Annotated in this window: 15 protein-coding genes; 5 read left to right on the top strand and 10 right to left on the bottom strand. The window is 60.1% G+C overall.

Features of this window, described 5'->3' with window-relative positions; all coding sequences use genetic code 11:
* Positions 1-30: 30 nt before the first annotated feature.
* The 5 genes from ACIF4X_RS06615 to ACIF4X_RS06635 form a co-directional block, all read right to left on the bottom strand.
* Positions 31-837 carry a methyltransferase domain-containing protein gene (locus tag ACIF4X_RS06615; protein WP_397481453.1) on the bottom strand — a complete coding sequence of 269 codons (807 nt, stop codon included), beginning with the start codon at positions 835-837 and terminating at the stop codon, positions 31-33.
* 268 nt (positions 838-1,105) lie between these two features.
* Positions 1,106-2,365: an OprD family porin gene (locus tag ACIF4X_RS06620; protein WP_397481454.1), complete on the bottom strand. Its 1,260-nt coding sequence runs from the start codon at positions 2,363-2,365 to the stop codon at positions 1,106-1,108.
* Between the two features lie 377 nt (positions 2,366-2,742).
* Positions 2,743-4,203: an efflux RND transporter outer membrane subunit EmhC gene (emhC, locus tag ACIF4X_RS06625; protein ID WP_397481455.1), complete on the bottom strand. Its 1,461-nt coding sequence runs from the start codon at positions 4,201-4,203 to the stop codon at positions 2,743-2,745.
* Positions 4,200-7,349 (bottom strand): efflux RND transporter permease subunit EmhB, encoded by a 3,150-nt coding sequence (gene emhB / locus ACIF4X_RS06630; protein WP_397481456.1) that lies wholly within the window; start codon positions 7,347-7,349, stop codon positions 4,200-4,202. Before emhB ends, emhC begins: the two co-directional genes overlap by 4 nt.
* A 3-nt stretch (positions 7,350-7,352) precedes the next feature.
* Complete coding sequence (locus ACIF4X_RS06635) at positions 7,353-8,510, bottom strand: efflux RND transporter periplasmic adaptor subunit (RefSeq protein ID WP_397481457.1); 1,158 nt, start codon at positions 8,508-8,510, stop codon at positions 7,353-7,355.
* A gap of 266 nt (positions 8,511-8,776) precedes the next feature.
* On the opposite strand from ACIF4X_RS06635, the gene emhR reads away from it, so the two are divergent.
* Positions 8,777-9,409: an efflux system transcriptional repressor EmhR gene (gene emhR / locus ACIF4X_RS06640; RefSeq protein WP_007917080.1), complete on the top strand. Its 633-nt coding sequence runs from the start codon at positions 8,777-8,779 to the stop codon at positions 9,407-9,409.
* Between the two features lie 472 nt (positions 9,410-9,881).
* On the opposite strand, the gene ACIF4X_RS06645 is transcribed toward emhR, so the two are convergent.
* Genes ACIF4X_RS06645 through ACIF4X_RS06655 form a run of 3 tightly spaced genes read right to left on the bottom strand, consistent with a single transcriptional unit; the run spans position 9,882 to position 12,463 of the window.
* Positions 9,882-10,931, bottom strand: a complete 1,050-nt coding sequence (locus tag ACIF4X_RS06645; protein WP_397481458.1) for an alkene reductase — start codon at positions 10,929-10,931, stop codon at positions 9,882-9,884.
* A gap of 28 nt (positions 10,932-10,959) precedes the next feature.
* A complete protein-coding gene (locus tag ACIF4X_RS06650; RefSeq protein WP_397481459.1) occupies positions 10,960-12,126 on the bottom strand; it encodes an MFS transporter in 1,167 nt (388 codons plus the stop codon).
* 34 nt (positions 12,127-12,160) lie between these two features.
* Positions 12,161-12,463 (bottom strand): helix-turn-helix transcriptional regulator, encoded by a 303-nt coding sequence (locus ACIF4X_RS06655; RefSeq protein WP_007917068.1) that lies wholly within the window; start codon positions 12,461-12,463, stop codon positions 12,161-12,163.
* Between the two features lie 170 nt (positions 12,464-12,633).
* Here ACIF4X_RS06655 and ACIF4X_RS06660 point away from each other — a divergent pair, with 170 nt between their 5' ends.
* A complete protein-coding gene (locus tag ACIF4X_RS06660; protein ID WP_397481460.1) occupies positions 12,634-13,212 on the top strand; it encodes an ACP phosphodiesterase in 579 nt (192 codons plus the stop codon).
* Positions 13,213-13,336: 124 nt separating this feature from the next.
* Here the strand turns inward: ACIF4X_RS06660 and ACIF4X_RS06665 are convergent, their stop codons facing one another.
* Both ACIF4X_RS06665 and olsB read right to left on the bottom strand, forming a co-directional pair.
* Complete coding sequence (locus ACIF4X_RS06665; RefSeq protein ID WP_397481461.1) at positions 13,337-14,128, bottom strand: lysophospholipid acyltransferase family protein; 792 nt, start codon at positions 14,126-14,128, stop codon at positions 13,337-13,339.
* Complete coding sequence (gene olsB, locus ACIF4X_RS06670; protein ID WP_007916280.1) at positions 14,128-14,883, bottom strand: L-ornithine N(alpha)-acyltransferase; 756 nt, start codon at positions 14,881-14,883, stop codon at positions 14,128-14,130. Before olsB ends, ACIF4X_RS06665 begins: the two co-directional genes overlap by 1 nt.
* Before the next feature lie 153 nt (positions 14,884-15,036).
* Between olsB and ACIF4X_RS06675 the strand changes: the two genes are divergently transcribed.
* From ACIF4X_RS06675 to ACIF4X_RS06685, 3 genes are all read left to right on the top strand, one after another.
* On the top strand, positions 15,037-15,915 hold the full coding sequence (locus tag ACIF4X_RS06675) for an acyl-CoA dehydrogenase (protein WP_397481462.1): 879 nt from the start codon (positions 15,037-15,039) through the stop codon (positions 15,913-15,915).
* Positions 15,916-16,096: 181 nt separating this feature from the next.
* Complete coding sequence (locus tag ACIF4X_RS06680; protein WP_397481463.1) at positions 16,097-17,170, top strand: serine hydrolase domain-containing protein; 1,074 nt, start codon at positions 16,097-16,099, stop codon at positions 17,168-17,170.
* A complete protein-coding gene (locus ACIF4X_RS06685; protein WP_397481464.1) occupies positions 17,167-17,463 on the top strand; it encodes an amidase in 297 nt (98 codons plus the stop codon). The genes ACIF4X_RS06680 and ACIF4X_RS06685 overlap by 4 nt, the downstream gene beginning before the upstream one ends.
* The last annotated feature ends 105 nt before the right edge of the window (positions 17,464-17,568 follow it).

Genomic DNA, 17,568 nt, shown 5'->3' on the forward strand with positions numbered 1-17,568 from the left:
GCCAGCGACAGCGGTAGTGGCCGCGACAAATCAGACGATGGCAACAATAAATATCCGCTTGAACGCAAACAGCGTATGCCCGTCCGCCTCCTGTGGATAATGCTTATGCACCCGCATCAGATAGTGATAGATAAACCGCGCCTGTTCCGCTGAATCCAGCGCCTGCATCACCGGCCGCAGCGCCGAGACCTTCACCCAGTCGTACACCGGCGACTTGCCGTCGACCACCTGCAACTGCTCGGTCTCCCAGATATCCAGCGACGTGGTCATGGGCGCAAGCAAACGGTAGTAATCCTCCAGCGCCAACAACGGCCGTGAAGCCATGCGCTGACGCAGTTCAGGTGTGCCCAATGGCGTGCCGCCCGGGCCGGCGTCTTCGAGGGTGTCGAGCATCAGTCGATACCACAGGGCATCGCGCCAGTCCGGCATGTGCGCCGCCAGACAGCCGCCGGGGTTGAGGTGGCCAAGCAGGCGTGGGAGCAACGTTTCATGGCCATCGATGAAGTGCAGCACGGCGGCGGCCAACAGCAGATCTGCGGGCTGCTCGGGTTGCCAGTCGAGCAGATCGCAATGTTTCCACAACGCTCTGAACGGCAGGCAGCGCGCTTCAGCGAGCATCTGTGCCGAGCTGTCGATCCCCTGCAACTGCGCGCGCGGCCAGCGTTTGGCCAACAACTGCGTGGCAATGCCGGTGCCACAGCCGAGGTCGTAAATGCGTTGCGGGTTGTGCAGGTCGACACGGTCGAGCAATTCATTGACCGGTCGTTGCCTGAGACGGGAAAACTGTTGGTACGCCTTGGCGTCCCAGTCGGGTGTTGCTTTGACGCGAGCGATCATTGAGGTGGTCCTCCGGTGATCATTGGTGTCTTCCGATGACAACCTGGCTCACAGCTTGAGGACCGACTACGGCGACGGAAGCGGAAAGGTGAAGCACCTGAGTCCTTCAGGTTTTGTCACTTTACCTCCCGGCCAGTAAAGTGCCACTTCTCCTGACCAATGGCGAGAATTCCAATGTAGGAGCTGCCGAAGGCTGCGATCTCTTGATCTTAAAAACAAGATCAAGAGATCGCAGCCTTCGGCAGCTCCTACAGGGTTGGATCGGTGTTTAGAGGAGGCTGATCGGGTAGCTGACGATCAGGCGGTTCTCGTCGAACTCGTTGTTGCTGAAGTCACGACGCATGGTCGAGTTGCGCCATCTGACGTTCAGATCCTTCAGCGCGCCGCTCTGCACGGTGTAGCCCAGTTCCGATTCGCGGCCCCACTCCTTGCCGTCGGTGATCGTCCCGGTGTGCACATTGTCACCGCTGATGTAGCGGTTCATCAGGGTCAGGCCGGGCACGCCCATGGCGGCGAAGTTGTAGTCGTGACGCAACTGCCAGGAGCGTTCCTGCGCATTGTCGTAGCTGGCGTTGTAGCTATCGTTGGCGAGCGTACCGCCGCTGGTGCCGTTGACCCGCATCCACGCGCTGTCGCCGGTGAGCTTCTGCAGGCCGACGTAGAAGGTGTTGCCGCCGTATTTGGCCGAAAACATCCCTGACCAGGTCTTGTTGTCGAGTTCCCCTGCGCGGGCGCTGCCGTCATCCTTGCCGTAGAAGAAACCGAGGTTGGCGCCCAGCGTCCAGTCGCCGAGCGGCTGGCTGTGGATCAGGTTCACATATTGCTGGCTGTAAATGTCCTTGAGTTCGGCGTTCCATAAACCGATCTGCGTGCGTTTTTCGTTGAAAACGTATTCACCGCCCTGAAAATTGAAGCGATCAGAGGTGAACGCCGCTTTGCCGGTCATCGACATGTCGCTCATGCTGCTGTCGTCGCGCGGGCTGTTGGCGCGGAACTGGCCGCCGTAGAGGGTCAGGCCGTCGATTTCCTTCGAAGTGATCTGGCCGCCGCGGAAAGTTTGCGGCAGCGAACGGCCGTCGTCCGAACGCAGGATCGGCAGCACAGGCATCCACTCGCCGACCTTCACTTCGGTCTGGGAAAATTTGGCCTTGAACGCGACGTTGGTGCGGCCGAAGTTATCCGCCGGGCGACCGTCGTGATCCAGTGGCAACAACTGCGTTCCGCCCGTGCCTTTGCCGCCATCGAGTTTCAACGAGTACAGACCCAGCACGTCCATGCCGAAACCGACGGTGCCTTGGGTGAAGCCGGATTTGGCGTCGAGGATGAAGTTCTGCGTCCACTCTTCAGCCTTGCCCTGAGCCTTGGTCGGGTTGGTGAAGTTGCGGTTGATGTAGAAGTTGCGCAGATTCAGGTTGACCTTGGCGCCTTCGATAAAACCGGCTTCTTCAGCCGCCACGGGCAGGGCTGCACCAGCCAGAGCGAGGGCGATCAGGCCCGGAATTGCATAGGGTGCAGGGGAGGTTGTCATGGGCTCGGGTCTCTCTTGTTTTTTTAAGGCGAACGGGTGCGCTGCCACCTGTTTTCGGGGTGCAGACATGAAAAGTGTTCAGGGGTGAAACGATGGCGATCAGCCGGACGGGGCAGGGCGCGGGAGCATGGTGTCGAACCTGTTGTTATTGGTTTTGTGGAGCGAATGGTGCGGGGCGCGGATGTTTTGATTCAATTGGTAAAAGCGGGTTTTGGGCGATTATCGAACAGCATTGAAGATCAAAAGATCGCAGCCTTCGGCAGCTCCTACAGGGGGACGCATTCAAATGTAGGAGCTGCCGAAGGCTGCGATCTTTTGATTCTCAGGCAACAAAAAGCCCACCAATCGGTGGGCTCCTTGTGTTCACCTGATGATGATCAGAACAACTTCATCTTCGGCGCTTCTTCTTTCAGCGGTTCGTTTTGCGCGGTTTGCGCATTCCAGCCACCGCCCAGCGCTTTGTACAGGTTGACCGCACTGGTCAACTGCGCGAGGCGGTCGGTGATCAGCGCTTGTTGCGCGCTGAACAGCTGACGCTGGGCATCGAGGAAGGTCAGGTTGCTGTCGACGCCGATGCGGTAACGACGTTCGGCCAGACGGTAGTAATCCTGGTTGGCCTGCACGAAGTCACGCTGCGCTTGCAGCTGCTCGGTGTAGGTCTGGCGCGCGGCCAGGCCGTCGGCGACTTCCTGGAAGGCCGTTTGAATGGACTTCTCGTAGTTCGCCACGCCAATGTCCTTCTGGATCTTGGCGGCGTCGAGGCTGGCGCGCAGGCTGCCGGCATTGAAGATCGGCAGGTTGATCTGCGGCTGGAACAGCCACGTCCCCGACCCCCCCTTGAACAGGCCGGACAGATCCGGGCTCAGACTGCCCGCGTTGGCGGTCAGGCTGATGCTCGGGAAGAACGCGGCACGGGCCGCGCCGATGTTGGCGTTGGCCGCTTTCAGGTTGTACTCGGCTTGCAGAATGTCTGGGCGACGTTGCAGCAAGTCCGAAGGCAGACCCGGCGGTACATCGCTGAGCAGGTCATCGGCCAGCGGTTTGGCCGCTTGCAGGTTGGCCGGGATACCGGTGCCGAGCAGCAGGGTCAGGCTGTTTTCGTCTTGCGCGACCTGACGGGTATAACGCGCCAGTTGTGCACGGGCGTTTTCCACGGAAGTGCGTGACTGCGCCAGATCCAGCGCCGAAGCCACGCCGACTTCGTTGCTGCGGCTGGTCAGCTTGTAGCTTTCTTCGAAGGCACCGAGGGTGTCTTGCGTCAGCTTGAGCAGTTCCTTGTCCGCTTGCCAGGTCAGGTAAGCATTGGCGACGCTGGCGACCAGACTGATCTGGGTGCTGCGACGTGCTTCTTCAGTGGCGAAGTATTGTTGCAAGGCTTGTTCGCTCAGGCTACGCACCCGACCGAAGAGGTCGAGTTCGTAGGCGCTGATGCCGACGGTGGCGGAGTAGGAGCTACTGATGCTCGACTCGCCGGTCTGCGAGGCACGGGCCGGAACCCGTTGACGGCTACCGCTGGCATTGGCCGAAACGGCCGGGAACAGATCGGCACGTTGGATGCGGTATTGAGCCGCATAGGCGTCGATGTTCAGCGCCGCGACGCGCAGGTCGCGGTTGTTTTCCAGGGACACCTGGATCAGCTGTTGCAGCGCCGGGTCATGGAAAAACTGCTTCCAGCCCTGCTCGGCAGCGGCCTGCGCCGGAGCCTGGGCCGGCGAATACGCCGGCCCCTGCGGGTACTGACCTGCGACCGGAGCCTCAGGCTGCTGATAGTCAGGTATCAGCGAACAACCGCTCAGCACGAAGGCGGCGACTGCGATGGAGAGTAGCGACTTGCTCATTGGCCAGCCTCTTTAGGAGTTTCAGTAGCTTCATCCTCGTCAGCGATCTTACGCTGGCCGATGGACGAAACCGTAACGAAGAACAGTGGGACCCAGAAGATCGCCAGGATCGTGGCCGTGAGCATACCGCCAATCACGCCCGTACCGATCGCATGTTGACTGCCTGAACCGGCGCCGGTGGAGATCGCCAACGGTACAACACCGAGGACGAAGGCCAGCGAGGTCATGATGATCGGGCGCAGACGCATGCGGCAGGCTTCAATCGCCGCATCGCGCAGGCTGCGTCCCTGTTCATGCAGTTCCTTGGCGAATTCAACGATCAGAATGGCGTTTTTAGCCGCCAGACCGATAGTCGTCAACAGACCTACCTGGAAGTACACGTCGTTGGACAGACCGCGCAGGCTGGTGGCCAGCAGCGCACCGATGATCCCCAGTGGCACCACGAGCATAACCGCGATCGGAATCGACCAGCTTTCGTACAGCGCCGCCAGACACAGGAACACCATCAGCAGCGACAGGGCGTACAGCGCTGGCGCTTGCGAACCCGACAGACGTTCCTCGTAGGACAGACCGGTCCAGGAGATACCGACACCCGCCGGCAGCTTCTTGGCAATCGCTTCGACTTCGGCCATCGCTTCACCGGTGGAGTAACCCGGCGCCGGAGAACCGAGGATCTCCATCGCTTCTACACCGTTGTAACGCGCCAGTTTGGGCGAGCCGTAGATCCATTCACCCTTGGCGAACGCGGAGAACGGCACCATGGTCCCGGCGCTGTTGCGCACGTACCACTTCTTCAAGTCTTCAGGGCTCATGCGAGCACCGGCCTGACCTTGCACGTAGACCTTCTTCACCCGACCACGGTCGATGAAGTCGTTGACGTAGCTACTACCGAAGGAGATCGACAGCGTGCTGTTGATATCAGCAATGCTCACGCCGAGGGCCTGGGCCTTCTGATCGTCGATTTCCAGGTGGTATTGCGGCTCGTCGTTCAAGCCGTTCGGACGCACCTGATAGAGCACCTTGCTCTGCGCCGCCAGACCGAGGAACTGGTTGCGTGCCTCCATCAGTTTTTCGTGACCGATACCGGCGCGGTCCTGCAGGAACACGTCGAAACCGGTGGCGTTACCCAATTCCAGTACCGCCGGCGGGGCGAAAGCAAACACCATCGCATCACGGAAACTGAAGAAGTGTTGCTGCGCACGTTGGGCGAGGGCGAACACGCTGTTGCTCGCGTCACGCTCATCCCATGGTTTGAGCATGATGAACGCCAGACCCGAACTCTGACCGCGACCGGCGAAGTTGAAGCCGTTCACGGTGAACACCGAGGCGACCGCGCCGGATTCTTTCTCCAGCAGGTAGGAACGCATTTCGTCGATCACGACTTGCGTACGTTCAGCACTGGAACCGGCCGGGGTTTGCACTTGAGCGAACAGTACACCCTGGTCTTCTTCCGGCAGGAACGCGGTTGGAATGCGGGTGAACAGCCAGATCATGCCGACCACGATCAGCAGGTACGCCAGCAGGTAAGGAGCCTTGCGCGACAGCATGTTGCCGACACCGCGCTCGTACTTTCTGACACCGCTGTCGAAAGTACGGTTGAACCAGCCAAAGAAACCTTTTTTCGGTGTGCCGTGCTCGCCTTTCGGAATCGCCTTGAGCATGGTTGCGCAGAGCGCCGGGGTGAAAATCAGCGCGACCAGTACCGACAGGGCCATGGCCGAGACGATGGTGATCGAGAACTGCTTGTAGATCACACCGGTGGAACCGCTGAAGAACGCCATCGGCAGCAGTACCGCCGACAGCACCAGCGCAATACCGACCAGTGCGCCCTGGATCTGGCCCATGGACTTCTTGGTCGCTTCCTTCGGTGACAGGCCTTCTTCGCTCATCACCCGCTCGACGTTTTCCACCACAACGATGGCGTCGTCCACCAGCAAGCCGATGGCCAACACCATACCGAACATGGTCAGGGTGTTGATGCTGAAACCGAACGCCGCGAGGATGCCGAATGTACCGAGCAATACTACCGGCACGGTCATCGTGGTGATGACGGTGGCGCGGAAGTTTTGCAGGAACAGGAACATCACCAGGAACACCAGCACGATCGCTTCGACCAGGGTTTCAACCACACCCTTGATCGATTCGGTCACCACCGGGGTGGTGTCGTACGGGAACACCACTTCCATGCCTTCCGGGAAGAACGGCTTGAGCTCGTCAATCGTCTTGCGCAGGGCCTTGGCGGTGTCGAGGGCGTTGGCGCCGTTGGCCAGCTTCACAGCCAGACCGGACGACGGCTTGCCGTTGAACTGGGCCGAAATGGTCGAGTTTTCGCCACCCAGACCGACATCGGCAACGTCACCGACACGAACTTGCGAACCGTCCTGATTGACCTTCAGCAGAATCGCCTTGAACTGCTCGGCAGTCTGCAGACGGGTCTTGCCGATGATCGTGGCGTTCAGTTGCTGGCCTGGCAGCGCCGGCAAACCGCCGAGCTGACCGGACGACACCTGAACGTTCTGTGCCGAGATTGCAGCGCTGACATCAGCCGGGGTCAGGTTGTATTTGTTCAACTTCGCCGGGTCGAGCCAGATGCGCATCGCGTACTGGGCACCGAAGACCTGGAAGTCACCGACACCGGCGGTCCGCGAGATCGGATCCTGCATGTTCGACACGATGTAGTTGGACAGGTCGTCCTTGGTCATGCTGCCGTCACGCGAGACCACACCGATCACCAGCAGGAAGTTTTTCACTGCCTTGGTGACGCGGATACCTTGTTGCTGCACTTCCTGCGGCAACAGCGGGGTGGCGAGGTTCAGCTTGTTCTGAACCTGCACCTGCGCGGTGTCGGAGTTGGTGCCTTGCTCGAAGGTCGCGGTGATGGTCATGCTGCCGTCGGAGTTACTTTCCGAGGACACATAACGCAGGTTGTCGATACCGTTGAGCTGCTGCTCGATCACCTGGACCACGGTGTCCTGCACGGTTTGCGCCGAAGCGCCCGGGTAGGTCACGGAGATCGCAATGGCTGGCGGTGCAATGCTCGGGTATTGGTTGATCGGCAATTTCAGGATCGAAAGTGCCCCGACCAGCATGATCACCAGGGCAATTACCCAAGCGAAAATCGGACGGTCGATGAAGAATTTTGACATGAGTTACTCCCCTTTGCCGCCAGCGGCTTTGTCAGCAGGCTGAGCGGGGGCCGGGTTCTTTTTGCCAACGTTGGTCGCTTCGGTCGGATTAACCTGAACACCTGGGCGCACGTATTGCAGGCCTTCAGTGATCAGACGATCGCCAGCCTTCAGGCCGTCTTCGATCAGCCACTGGCTGCCGACGGTGCGGCTGGCCTTGAGCTGACGCAGTTCGACCTTGTTGTCGGCGCCGACGACCAGTGCGGTCGGCGTGCCTTTGAGGTCGCGGGTCACGCCTTGTTGCGGCGCCAGAATCGCTGCGGCATTAACACCGGCCTGCAACTGGGCGCGGACGAACATGCCCGGCAGCAGGGTGTGATCCGGGTTCGGGAACACCGCGCGCAAGGTCACCGAACCGGTAGTCGGATCGACCGTGACTTCGGAGAATTCCAGCTTACCGTCGAGCTTGTACTGGCTGCCGTCTTCCAAGGTCAGTTTGACCGCTGCGGCGGTATCGCCGGACTTCTGCAGGCGACCGCTTTCCAGCTCACGGCGCAGTTCCAACAGTTCAACCGAGGACTGGGTCACGTCGACGTAAATCGGGTCCAGTTGCTGGATCGTTGCCATCGCGTCGGCTTGACCATTGCTGACCAGTGCGCCCTCGGTGACCGAAGAACGGCCGATGCGGCCGGAGATCGGCGCGTACACCTTGGTGTATTTCACGTTGATCTGCGCGCTCTGCAGCGAGGCTTCGGATTCCATGCGGTTGGACACGGCGGTGTCGTATTCCTGACGGCTCACGGCCTGCTCATCGACCAGTTGCTTGTAGCGGTCGGAGATCGACTTGGTCGAACGCAGGCTGGCTTCGGCGCTTTTCAGCGTCGCCTCATAGACCGCCGGATCGATCTGATACAGCTGCTGGCCGGCTTTGACGTCGCCGCCTTCCTTGAACAGACGCTTGAGGATGATGCCGTTGACCTGCGGTCGAACTTCCGCAATGCGGAACGCACTGGTGCGGCCCGGCAGTTCGGAGGTGAGGGTAAACGCTTGTGGTTGCAGGGTGACGACGCCGACCTGAGGGGGCGGAGCGGCCGGTGCCGCTTCTTCCTTTTTACATCCGCTGAGCAGCGATGCCAGGGCGACGGCAGTGACCAGAGCGGTAACAGCTGGCTTGAATTGCATGAAAATCCTCGGGTCAGGCGCGCGAAAAGCGCACAAGAAGTGTGGAAGGGTAAAAAAAGAGTACCGGGTGGATAAGTAGCTTGCTAAGGAATATACTTACGTTCATGGTTGTTTGTAAACACCTTGGCGTCGTATCCACCCTGTTACAAAAAACGTCGCAAGGTTTGAAATTGTAGGCCGGGGAGCCGATTCATGAGAGATCGCCCCCTCTTTATTCAGCGGATATTCAGCCATCCCTGAAACATCCTGTTTGAGGTTTTACTGCCATGGTCCGTCGTACCAAAGAGGAAGCTCAGGAAACCCGCAGCCAGATTCTGGAAGCGGCAGAGAAAGCCTTTTATGAAAGGGGGGTTGCGCGCACGACCCTGGCGGATATCGCGGCCCTGGCCGGCGTCACGCGCGGTGCCATTTACTGGCATTTCAGCAACAAGGCCGATCTGGTGCAGGCGATGCTCGATTCGCTGCGTGAGCCGCTGGATGAACTGGCCAGAGCCAGCGAAAGTGAAGACGAGCTCGATCCATTGGGCTGCATGCGCCAACTGCTGATTCATTTGTTTCATCAAGTTGCGCTGGACCCGAAAACCCGGCGTATCAACGAAATTCTGTTTCATAAGTGCGAGTTCACCGATGAAATGTGCGATTTGCGCCAGCAGCGCCGGGACGTCAGTCTCGATTGCAACGAGCGCATCGCTCTGACGTTGCGTAATGCGGTAAATCGCGGCCAGTTGCCGGAAGATCTCGACACCGCCCGTGCGGCCATCAGCATTCACAGCTATATCGATGGCCTTCTGTATGGATGGCTTTTGGCGCCGGACAGCTTTGAGTTGCATGCCGAGGCCGAGCGCTGGGTCGATACCGGGTTGGATATGCTGCGCCTGAGCCCCAGCCTGCGCAAATGAAACAAAATGCGTAATTGGCACAGCTTATGTCAATTGGCCTGCCTTGATATACGTTTGCGGCGGGGAGTTTATACGTAGCGAGCTAGGCATTTTGTAGGGAATTTGTGTCTTCTGTGTGAATGAGTGTGAGCCGCTTGCCCTCACCCTAGCCCTCTCCCAGAGGGAGAGGGGACTGACCGAGGTGTTCTTGCGAGTTACACCGACATGAAATATCCCGCCGAACTCAGGTTTCGAACATCCCCCGATCGGCTCCCTCTTCCAGAAGGAGAGGGGCTGACCGAGGTGTTCTTTCGAGTTACGCCGACCTGAAATATCCAGCCGAACTCAGGTTTCGAACATCCCCCGATCGGCTCCCTCTCCCTCGGGAGAGGGCTGGGGTGAGGGGCTACGTACTCAGCCGCGCAATCACTCTCCCGCCGAACACAAAAAAGCCCCCGACTCTCACAAGTCGGGGGCTTTGTGTTTCTACTGATTACAGCGCTGGATAGTCGATATAACCGACCGGCCCTTTACCGTAGAACAGCTCCGGACGCGCATCATTCAACGGCGCATCCGCCTTCAAACGCGCTGGCAGATCCGGGTTGGCAATGAACGGCACACCAAACGCCACAGCGTCAGCCTTGCCGCTGGCCAGCCACTCGTTGGCGCTGTCCTTGGTGAAACGTTCGTTGGCGATGTACGGGCCACCGAAAGCTTCTTTCAACTGCGAGCCGAGGCTGTCGGTACCTTCTTTCTCACGGGAGCAGATGAACGCGATGCCGCGTTTGCCCAGCTCACGTGCGACGTAGGTGAAGGTTTCCGCCAGGTTGTCGTCGCCCATGTCATGGGAGTCAGCGCGCGGTGCCAGGTGCACACCCACGCGACCAGCGCCCCAGACTTCGATCGCCGCGTCAGTCACTTCCAGCAGCAGGCGCGCACGATTTTCCAGGGAACCGCCGTAGTTGTCGGTGCGCTGGTTGGTGCTGCTTTGCAGGAACTGGTCGAGCAGGTAACCGTTGGCGCCGTGGATTTCCACGCCATCGAAACCAGCGGCTTTGGCGTTCTCTGCACCGGTGCGGTAGGCGTCGACGATGTCGGCGATTTCAGCGGTTTCCAGGGCTCGCGGGGTTGGGTAGTCGGCCAATGGGCGAACCAGGCTGACGTGGCCTTTTGGCTGGATCGCGCTCGGTGCCACCGGCGCTTCACCGTTGAGGTACGACGGGTGGGAAACCCGGCCGACGTGCCACAGTTGCAGGAAGATCTTGCCGCCAGCGCCGTGAATGGCTTTGGTCACGTTGGCCCAGCCGCGGACTTGATCGTTGGACCAGATGCCCGGGGTGTCCGGGTAGCCAACGCCCATCGGCGTCACCGAAGTGGCTTCGCTGAGGATCAGGCCGGCGGAGGCGCGTTGCACGTAGTATTCGGCCATCAGCGCATTCGGTACGCGGCCTTCGTCGGCGCGGCAGCGGGTCAGCGGGGCCATGATGATGCGGTTGGCCAGTTCGATGTCGCCGAGTTTGATCGGATCAAAAATAGTTGCCATGTCTACAACCCTCGTAAGTGGAAAGTAATCAGTTAGTTGCCGGGGCCAGATCGGCATTGCCGTTCTGACGGAAAGTAATCAGCGTCACCAGCAGCGCGAGCACCGCCAGCGCGGCGGCGGCGAGCGGCACGCTGGTCAGGCCGTAACCGTGGGCGATGACGCTGCCGCCGACCCAGGCGCCGAGGGCGTTACCGACGTTGAACGCGCCGATATTCAGGGTCGAAACCAGGTTCGGTGCGGCTTTGCCGAAGGTCACCACGTTGACTTGCAGCGCCGGTACGGCGGCGAAACACGCGGTGGCCCAGAGGAACAGGGTGATTTCGGTGGGGATCAGCGCGACGCTGGTCCAGGTCAGCACGGTGGAGACCACGGCCATGGCGATGAACACGCCGATCAGCGTGGCGGCCATGCCTTTGTCGGCGAGTTTGCCGCCGATGATGTTGCCGACCGTCAGGCCCAGGCCGATCAGCATCAGCGTCCAGGTCACGCCACGCGGCGACACACCGGTGATTTCGCCGAGCAGCGGAGCGACGTAGGTGAACAGGGTGAACACGGACGCGGCGAACAACGCGGTCATGCTCAGCGACAGCCAGATTCCGGCACCTTTGAGGGCGGCGAGTTCGGCGCGCATGTCGAGCTTCTCTTCGTCACGTTTGGCCGGCAGGAAGCGGATCAGGCCGATCAGCGCAATCACACCGATGACGGTGACGGCCCAGAAGGTCGAGCGCCAGCCATATTGCTGACCCAGCGCGGTACCCAGCGGCACGCCGAGGACGTTGGCCAGGGTCAGGCCGGTAAACATCAACGCCACCGCCGAAGCACGCTTGTTGGCCGGCACCAGGTTGGCCGCGACGACCGAACCGATGCCGAAGAACGCACCGTGGCACAGCGCCGTGATCACGCGGGCAAACATCAGCACGTTGTAATCACTGGCCATGGCACACAACAGGTTGCCGACAATAAAGATGCCCATCAACGCCACCAGTGCGGCTTTACGCGGCAGTTTGGCGGTGGCCATGGCCATGAATGGCGCACCGATGGCCACGCCCAGGGCGTAACCGGTCACCAGCCAGCCGGCGCCGGGGATCGATACACCGAGGTCAGCCGCCACATTGGGCAGCAGGCCCATGATGACGAATTCGGTGGTGCCGATGGCGAAGGCGCTCAAGGCGAGGATGAGTAGCGAGAGGGGCATGCAGGTTTCCTTGTCGGCTGGCTGACGTTAAGGGTCAGAGCTCTTTACTGAGGGTGCTGAGGAACGCCTGGATCACGTCCTCGTTACGTTTGAAAAAGTGCCATTGCCCGGCCTTCTGGCTGCTGATCAGACCGGCGCGCTGCAACGTTGCGAGGTGTGCGGAAACAGTCGACTGCGACAGGCCGCAGCGTTGATCGATCTGCCCGGCGCAGATGCCGTACTCGTGGTTGTGCAACTGTTCCGGGAATTCGTTCTTCGGGTCTTTCAGCCAGTTGAGGATGTCTCGCCGTACTGGGTGCGCCAGGGCTTTTATTATTTCGTCGAGGTCGAGGTTCATGGCAGGGGACTCACAATGTGTACAACGCTATATCGCGATGTGGCGAAATATAAATCGTTAGATCGCGATACACCAATATGATTTTGATCTGACGTCAGCATAAATTGGTATATCGCGTTATAACGATACATGGATGTATGGTTGGCCGGCCGCAGTGCTAAGCTGCGCCCATGAACTATCTCGCACATTTACACCTCGGTGGCCAGCGCCCCGGCCAACTGCTCGGCAGTCTGTATGGCGATTTCGTCAAAGGCCGGCTGCAAGGGCAGTTTGCCCCGGAGGTCGAGGCGGCCATTCAACTGCATCGGCGGATTGACGTGTTCACTGATCGCCATCCACTGGTGGACATCGCCTTGGGGCGGTTTTCCGACACGCGCCGGCGTTACGCCGGGATCGTGCTCGATGTGTTTTTCGACCACTGCCTGGCGCGGGACTGGAAAATGTATGCCGACCAGCCGCTGGAGGTTTTCACCGCTGACGTTTATCGAGTGTTGACCCACGAGCGGCAACTGCCCGAGCGGTTGGCGAAGATCGCCCCGCACATGGTCGCCAATGACTGGTTGGGTTCGTATCAGCAATTTGAAGTGCTGGAGCAGGTGTTGCGCGGGATCTCGCGGCGATTGACCCGGCCGGAAGAACTGGCGGGGGCGATGCAGGAATTGCGGCGTTTGTATGAGCCGCTGAGTGAAGACTTCCGGCTTTTCTACCCAAAACTTCAGGACTTTGCACAATCCCCACCAACACCCTGAATCCCTGTGGGAGCTGGCTTGCCAGCGATGGCGTCAGCACATTCAACATTCGTGACGGCTGGTCTACCGCTATCGCTGGCAAGCCAGCTCCCACAGGGGCCAAGGTGATTTCAGGATTTGTGTTTCAGGCAGCGATTGCCGGGCGCATTGGCGACTGTCGGGTTTCTGGAATCGATCCAAACAACGCCTTCTGCACCGCCTGCTGCGCCTCGAACGCCAGTGCCGCACGCTCACGACCCTGACAGGCAATCGTCTTGAGCAGGTGCACTTCGACATCGCCGCAATCATTACTGAACAAACGCATCAGGTGCGAGAGCAGATCGTCGTCACCAATAAACGGCGCCAGCGCATCGATTTCGCCGTCACGCAGATAACGGATCGCCACCGGTTGCAGCATCACTTCGGAATCAATCGCCGCCGCCAGCAAGCGACCATGAAAGGTGCGCAGCGAACGGCCGTCGGTGGTGGTGCCTTCCGGGAACATCAGCAACGCGTGATCGGTTTGCAAGTGACGGGTCATCTGCTTGCGGATCAACTGGCTGTCGCCCGAACCGCGACGGATGAACAGGCTGCCAGCCTTCGCCGCGAGCCAACCGGCCACCGGCCAGGTGCGCACTTCGGCTTTGGATAGAAACGACAGCGGTGTGAGCATGCCGAGCAGCGGAATATCGGTCCACGACACATGATTGCTGACCCACAGCATCGGCTGTTTTGGCAGTTCACCGTGCACGGTTACGCGAAAGGGCAGGGCGTTGCTCAGGCGCGCCATGAAGAAGCGCGACCAGCGCTGGCGCCGCTCCATCGAATGTGCCAAACCAATCCGTTCAAATACACCGAAGACGCTGGCCATGGTCAACCCCAGCGAGACCACCAGCAGCACCCGCGCGATCCGCGCGTACACCCGCAGCCGGCTCATCACACGGCCGCCTTGAAGTGCTTGGCATAGCGCGGGCAGAGTTCGTCGCGCTTGAGCAGGATGAACACGTCGGCGACCTGGAAATCTTCGTCCCAGCACGGCTCGCCGCAGATTTTCGCGCCCAGGCGCATATAAGCCTTGAGCAGCGGCGGCATTTCCGCGATCACGTTCGATGGAATATCCAGCGTCGGCAGCGGATTTTTCGGCTCGGCGCGCAGGTGTTCGGTGCAAAGATACCGTTCGCGCAGACGCTGCATGATCGCGTGGGCCTGGATGCCGCCGTCCTGCATCGGGATGCTCGCGCAACCCATCAAATAACTGTAGCCGCCCTGATTCAGCACTTCGGCCAACTCGCCCCACAACACCGCGATCGTGCCACCGTTGCGATACGCCGGGTCCACGCAGGTACGGCCGATTTCCAGAATCGGGCCTTGCAAATGCGCGAGGCCGTGCAGGCTGAATTCTTCTTCGCTGTAGAACTTGCCGAGGCTGCTGGCGGCGGTGTGATCGAGCAAACGGGTGGTCGCCACCAGACGCCCGGTGTTCAAGTCACGCACGCCGATGTGGCTGCAGTGAACATCATAGTCGTCCATGTCCAGACCCAGTTCTGCGCCTTTCAGTTTGGCGTTGAACTCGCCGCTGAAGACGTTGAAACGCAGGGCCTGGGCTTGTTGCAAGGCCTCGGCGCCGATCAGGCGTTCGGCTTGCAGGCGGCGTTCATTGCCGGTGTCGCTGATGCGGGCGATCTGAGTCATGTGAATCTCCGTACGGGCCTTTAACCCGTCGTGGGTTGCAGCCGATCGACTTTCTTTATGCAGCCGTGTTGTGCAAAGTCAGGCTATGTAGCCCCGGTGTCATCGCCATGAACGTTCGGTGATGCTTATATGACAGCCCACAAGGAGCCTCTGATGCCCTGGCCAGATCTGCTGCACCGCCGTGACCGATTGCCCGCCGTTGCTGACCTGGCCGAGGGTTTTGCGACGTTGTTGCAGCAGTTGGGCAGCGTCACGCCGTTCGAATTGGCGGTCGCGGGCGGGCGGCGAATGGCGACGCCGGGGCTGGCGTTTCTGGTCGGTTACCAAGCGGCATTGCGCATGTTGTGGCCGAGTGCACCGCTGAGCCTCGGTGCGTTGTGTGCGACCGAACAGCGCAGTTTGCGCCCGGCGGACATGCAGACACGGCTGAGCGATTTGCGCCTGACTGGGCGCAAGGATTTCGTCACGGCCGGCGATGCGGCGGACTGGTTGCTGATCGCTGCGCGCAGTGAAGAGCCCGGTGAAACGCCACGTTTGAGTCTGGCGGTGGTGTATCCCGGCGAACCGGGCGTGACCGTGGAGAAACTGCCGGCGCTGCCGTTGATGCCGGACATCAGCCATGGTCGGCTGCAGCTTGATAACGCGTTGTGCGAGTTGTTGGCCGGCGATGGTTGGGACGCCTACGTCAAACCGTTTCGCACCCTTGAAGATGTCTATGTATTGAGCGCGATGACCGCGTGGCTATATGGCGTCGGGCAGGACAGTGACTGGCCGCAGGCGCTGCAATTGCGCTTGCTGGCATTGTTGGCCGGGTGTGCCGAGGCGAGTCGGCAGCCACCGAACAATCCGGCTGGGCATGTGTTGTTGGGTGGGTTGTTTGCGCAGTTTGATGCGCTGGAGGGGGAGGTGAGCCAGGCGTTGGCTGACGGGCCGGCAGAATGGGCGCAGATGTGGCAGCGCGATCAAGGCGTGATGCAGTTGGCCTCCGGCGCTCGGGCCAAGCGGTTGGCCAACGCACTGGTGGTGTCCTGACTGGCCCCATCGCTGGCAAGCCAGCTCCCACAGGTTTCACAGGTATTCACAAAATTTGTATCCACTCAAGAACCCTGTGGGAGCTGGCTTGCCAGCGATGGCGATTTCATGGAAAAGCAAAATCTCAAATTTGTCATGAGTCCCGACTAATCTCAGCAGGTTCTCCCCAAGAGCCCTCCTCATGTGCAAAGGCCTGTCGCTGTTCCTGCTGCTGATCAGCCTCACCGTTCAGGCCGAACAATGGCCCGGCGAGCAGTGGCCAATCGGCACGACGATCACCGATACCGGGGCGCTGGAGAATTACGCCTTCCCACCCCGCGACGACGCCACCCGCCAAGGCATCCGCACTGATGCCCTGCTGATCATCCGTGACGGCCAGATCATCTACGAACGCTACGCCGGCCCAACCACCGAAGAAACCCCGCACCTGACCTGGTCAATCAGTAAAAGCCTGATGGCCACCGTCCTCGGCGTGGCGTATGGCGAAGGCCTGTTCAAACTCGAAGACCCTGCCGCAAAGTTTTACCCGCCACTGACCAAACACCCGGCGATAAAGATCGCCGATCTGCTGCACTGGGCGTCCGGTATCGACTGGCAGGAAGACTATGAATATGCCCCGCTGAAATCCTCGGTGGTGGCGATGCTCTACACCCGTGGTCATCGTGACATGGCTGCATTTGCCGCTGATCACGAGGCCTACGCCGAGCCGGGGCAGGCCTTCCGTTATTCCAGTGGCGACAGCAATCTCTTGGCGGCAGCGTTGAAAACGATCGTCGGCCCTCAGCGTTATGCGGATTACCCGTGGACGGCATTGTTCGAGCCGTTGGGCATCCGTCGCGCCGTGTGGGAAGCCGATGCCAGCGGCACGTTTGTCGCGTCTTCTTATGCTTATCTCACCGCGCGGGATCTGGCGCGGGTCGGTTTGTTGATGGCCCGCGACGGGCGCTGGAATGATCGGCAACTGCTGCCCAACGATTGGCTCGCGTTCAACCTTAAACCCTTCGCCGGTTACAAGGCTCATCAGGATGAAGCGGTCCCGGGCGGTCAGTGGTGGCTCAATCGTCCGGCGGATGGCGCCTTGTCACCGTGGCCCGATGCACCGCCCGACACCTTTGCCGCGCTTGGTCATTGGGGCCAGGCGTTGTACGTGATTCCTAGCGAGAGGCTGGTGATCGTGCGTTACGCTGATGATCGCGACGGCAATTATCGCCACAACGAGTTGCTTAAGCGTGTGTTGAAGGCGGTGCAGCCATGAAGCGCTTTTTGCTGTTGATGCTGGTCCTGCTGCTTGGCTGGGGCGTTTACGAGCGCGAAAATCTGTGGGCCTTCCCGGACATCATCAGTGCGTACACCGCCAAGGAATATTGTTCGTGCCGTTACGTGATGAACAACGATTCCGAATATTGCCGTGGCTATGTCAAACAATGGCTGCCGACCAGCCAGTTCACCGATGATCCCGCCAGCAAAACCATTACCGTCAGCGGCATGGGCCGCAGCAATCGCGCCCAGTGGCAAAGCGAACGCTCAGGCTGCCGCCTGAACCCCTGAAAACCCGCAATCCTCCTGTAAATAGAGACCCCTGTGGGAGCTGGCTTGCCAGCGATTGCGCCGGCACAGGCAATTTTTGTGTGACTGATACACCGCCATCGCTGG

This window comes from Pseudomonas sp. NPDC085632, assembly GCF_044541255.1.
GTDB lineage: Bacteria > Pseudomonadota > Gammaproteobacteria > Pseudomonadales > Pseudomonadaceae > Aquipseudomonas.

What these genes read in the sequence shown, in the direction of transcription:
- ACIF4X_RS06685 (WP_397481464.1), top strand. Translation starts at nt 17,167, where the DNA reads ATGAAGCGCTTTTTGCTGTTGATGCTGGTCCTGCTGCTTGGCTGGGGC.
- emhB (WP_397481456.1), bottom strand. Translation starts at nt 7,349, where the DNA reads ATGTCAAAATTCTTCATCGACCGTCCGATTTTCGCTTGGGTAATTGCC.
- ACIF4X_RS06655 (WP_007917068.1), bottom strand. Translation starts at nt 12,463, where the DNA reads ATGAACCTCGACCTCGACGAAATAATAAAAGCCCTGGCGCACCCAGTA.
- ACIF4X_RS06650 (WP_397481459.1), bottom strand. Translation starts at nt 12,126, where the DNA reads ATGCCCCTCTCGCTACTCATCCTCGCCTTGAGCGCCTTCGCCATCGGC.
- ACIF4X_RS06615 (WP_397481453.1), bottom strand. Translation starts at nt 837, where the DNA reads ATGATCGCTCGCGTCAAAGCAACACCCGACTGGGACGCCAAGGCGTAC.
- ACIF4X_RS06660 (WP_397481460.1), top strand. Translation starts at nt 12,634, where the DNA reads ATGAACTATCTCGCACATTTACACCTCGGTGGCCAGCGCCCCGGCCAA.
- ACIF4X_RS06680 (WP_397481463.1), top strand. Translation starts at nt 16,097, where the DNA reads ATGTGCAAAGGCCTGTCGCTGTTCCTGCTGCTGATCAGCCTCACCGTT.
- ACIF4X_RS06645 (WP_397481458.1), bottom strand. Translation starts at nt 10,931, where the DNA reads ATGGCAACTATTTTTGATCCGATCAAACTCGGCGACATCGAACTGGCC.
- emhR (WP_007917080.1), top strand. Translation starts at nt 8,777, where the DNA reads ATGGTCCGTCGTACCAAAGAGGAAGCTCAGGAAACCCGCAGCCAGATT.
- olsB (WP_007916280.1), bottom strand. Translation starts at nt 14,883, where the DNA reads ATGACTCAGATCGCCCGCATCAGCGACACCGGCAATGAACGCCGCCTG.
- ACIF4X_RS06620 (WP_397481454.1), bottom strand. Translation starts at nt 2,365, where the DNA reads ATGACAACCTCCCCTGCACCCTATGCAATTCCGGGCCTGATCGCCCTC.
- ACIF4X_RS06665 (WP_397481461.1), bottom strand. Translation starts at nt 14,128, where the DNA reads ATGAGCCGGCTGCGGGTGTACGCGCGGATCGCGCGGGTGCTGCTGGTG.
- ACIF4X_RS06675 (WP_397481462.1), top strand. Translation starts at nt 15,037, where the DNA reads ATGCCCTGGCCAGATCTGCTGCACCGCCGTGACCGATTGCCCGCCGTT.
- ACIF4X_RS06635 (WP_397481457.1), bottom strand. Translation starts at nt 8,510, where the DNA reads ATGCAATTCAAGCCAGCTGTTACCGCTCTGGTCACTGCCGTCGCCCTG.
- emhC (WP_397481455.1), bottom strand. Translation starts at nt 4,203, where the DNA reads ATGAGCAAGTCGCTACTCTCCATCGCAGTCGCCGCCTTCGTGCTGAGC.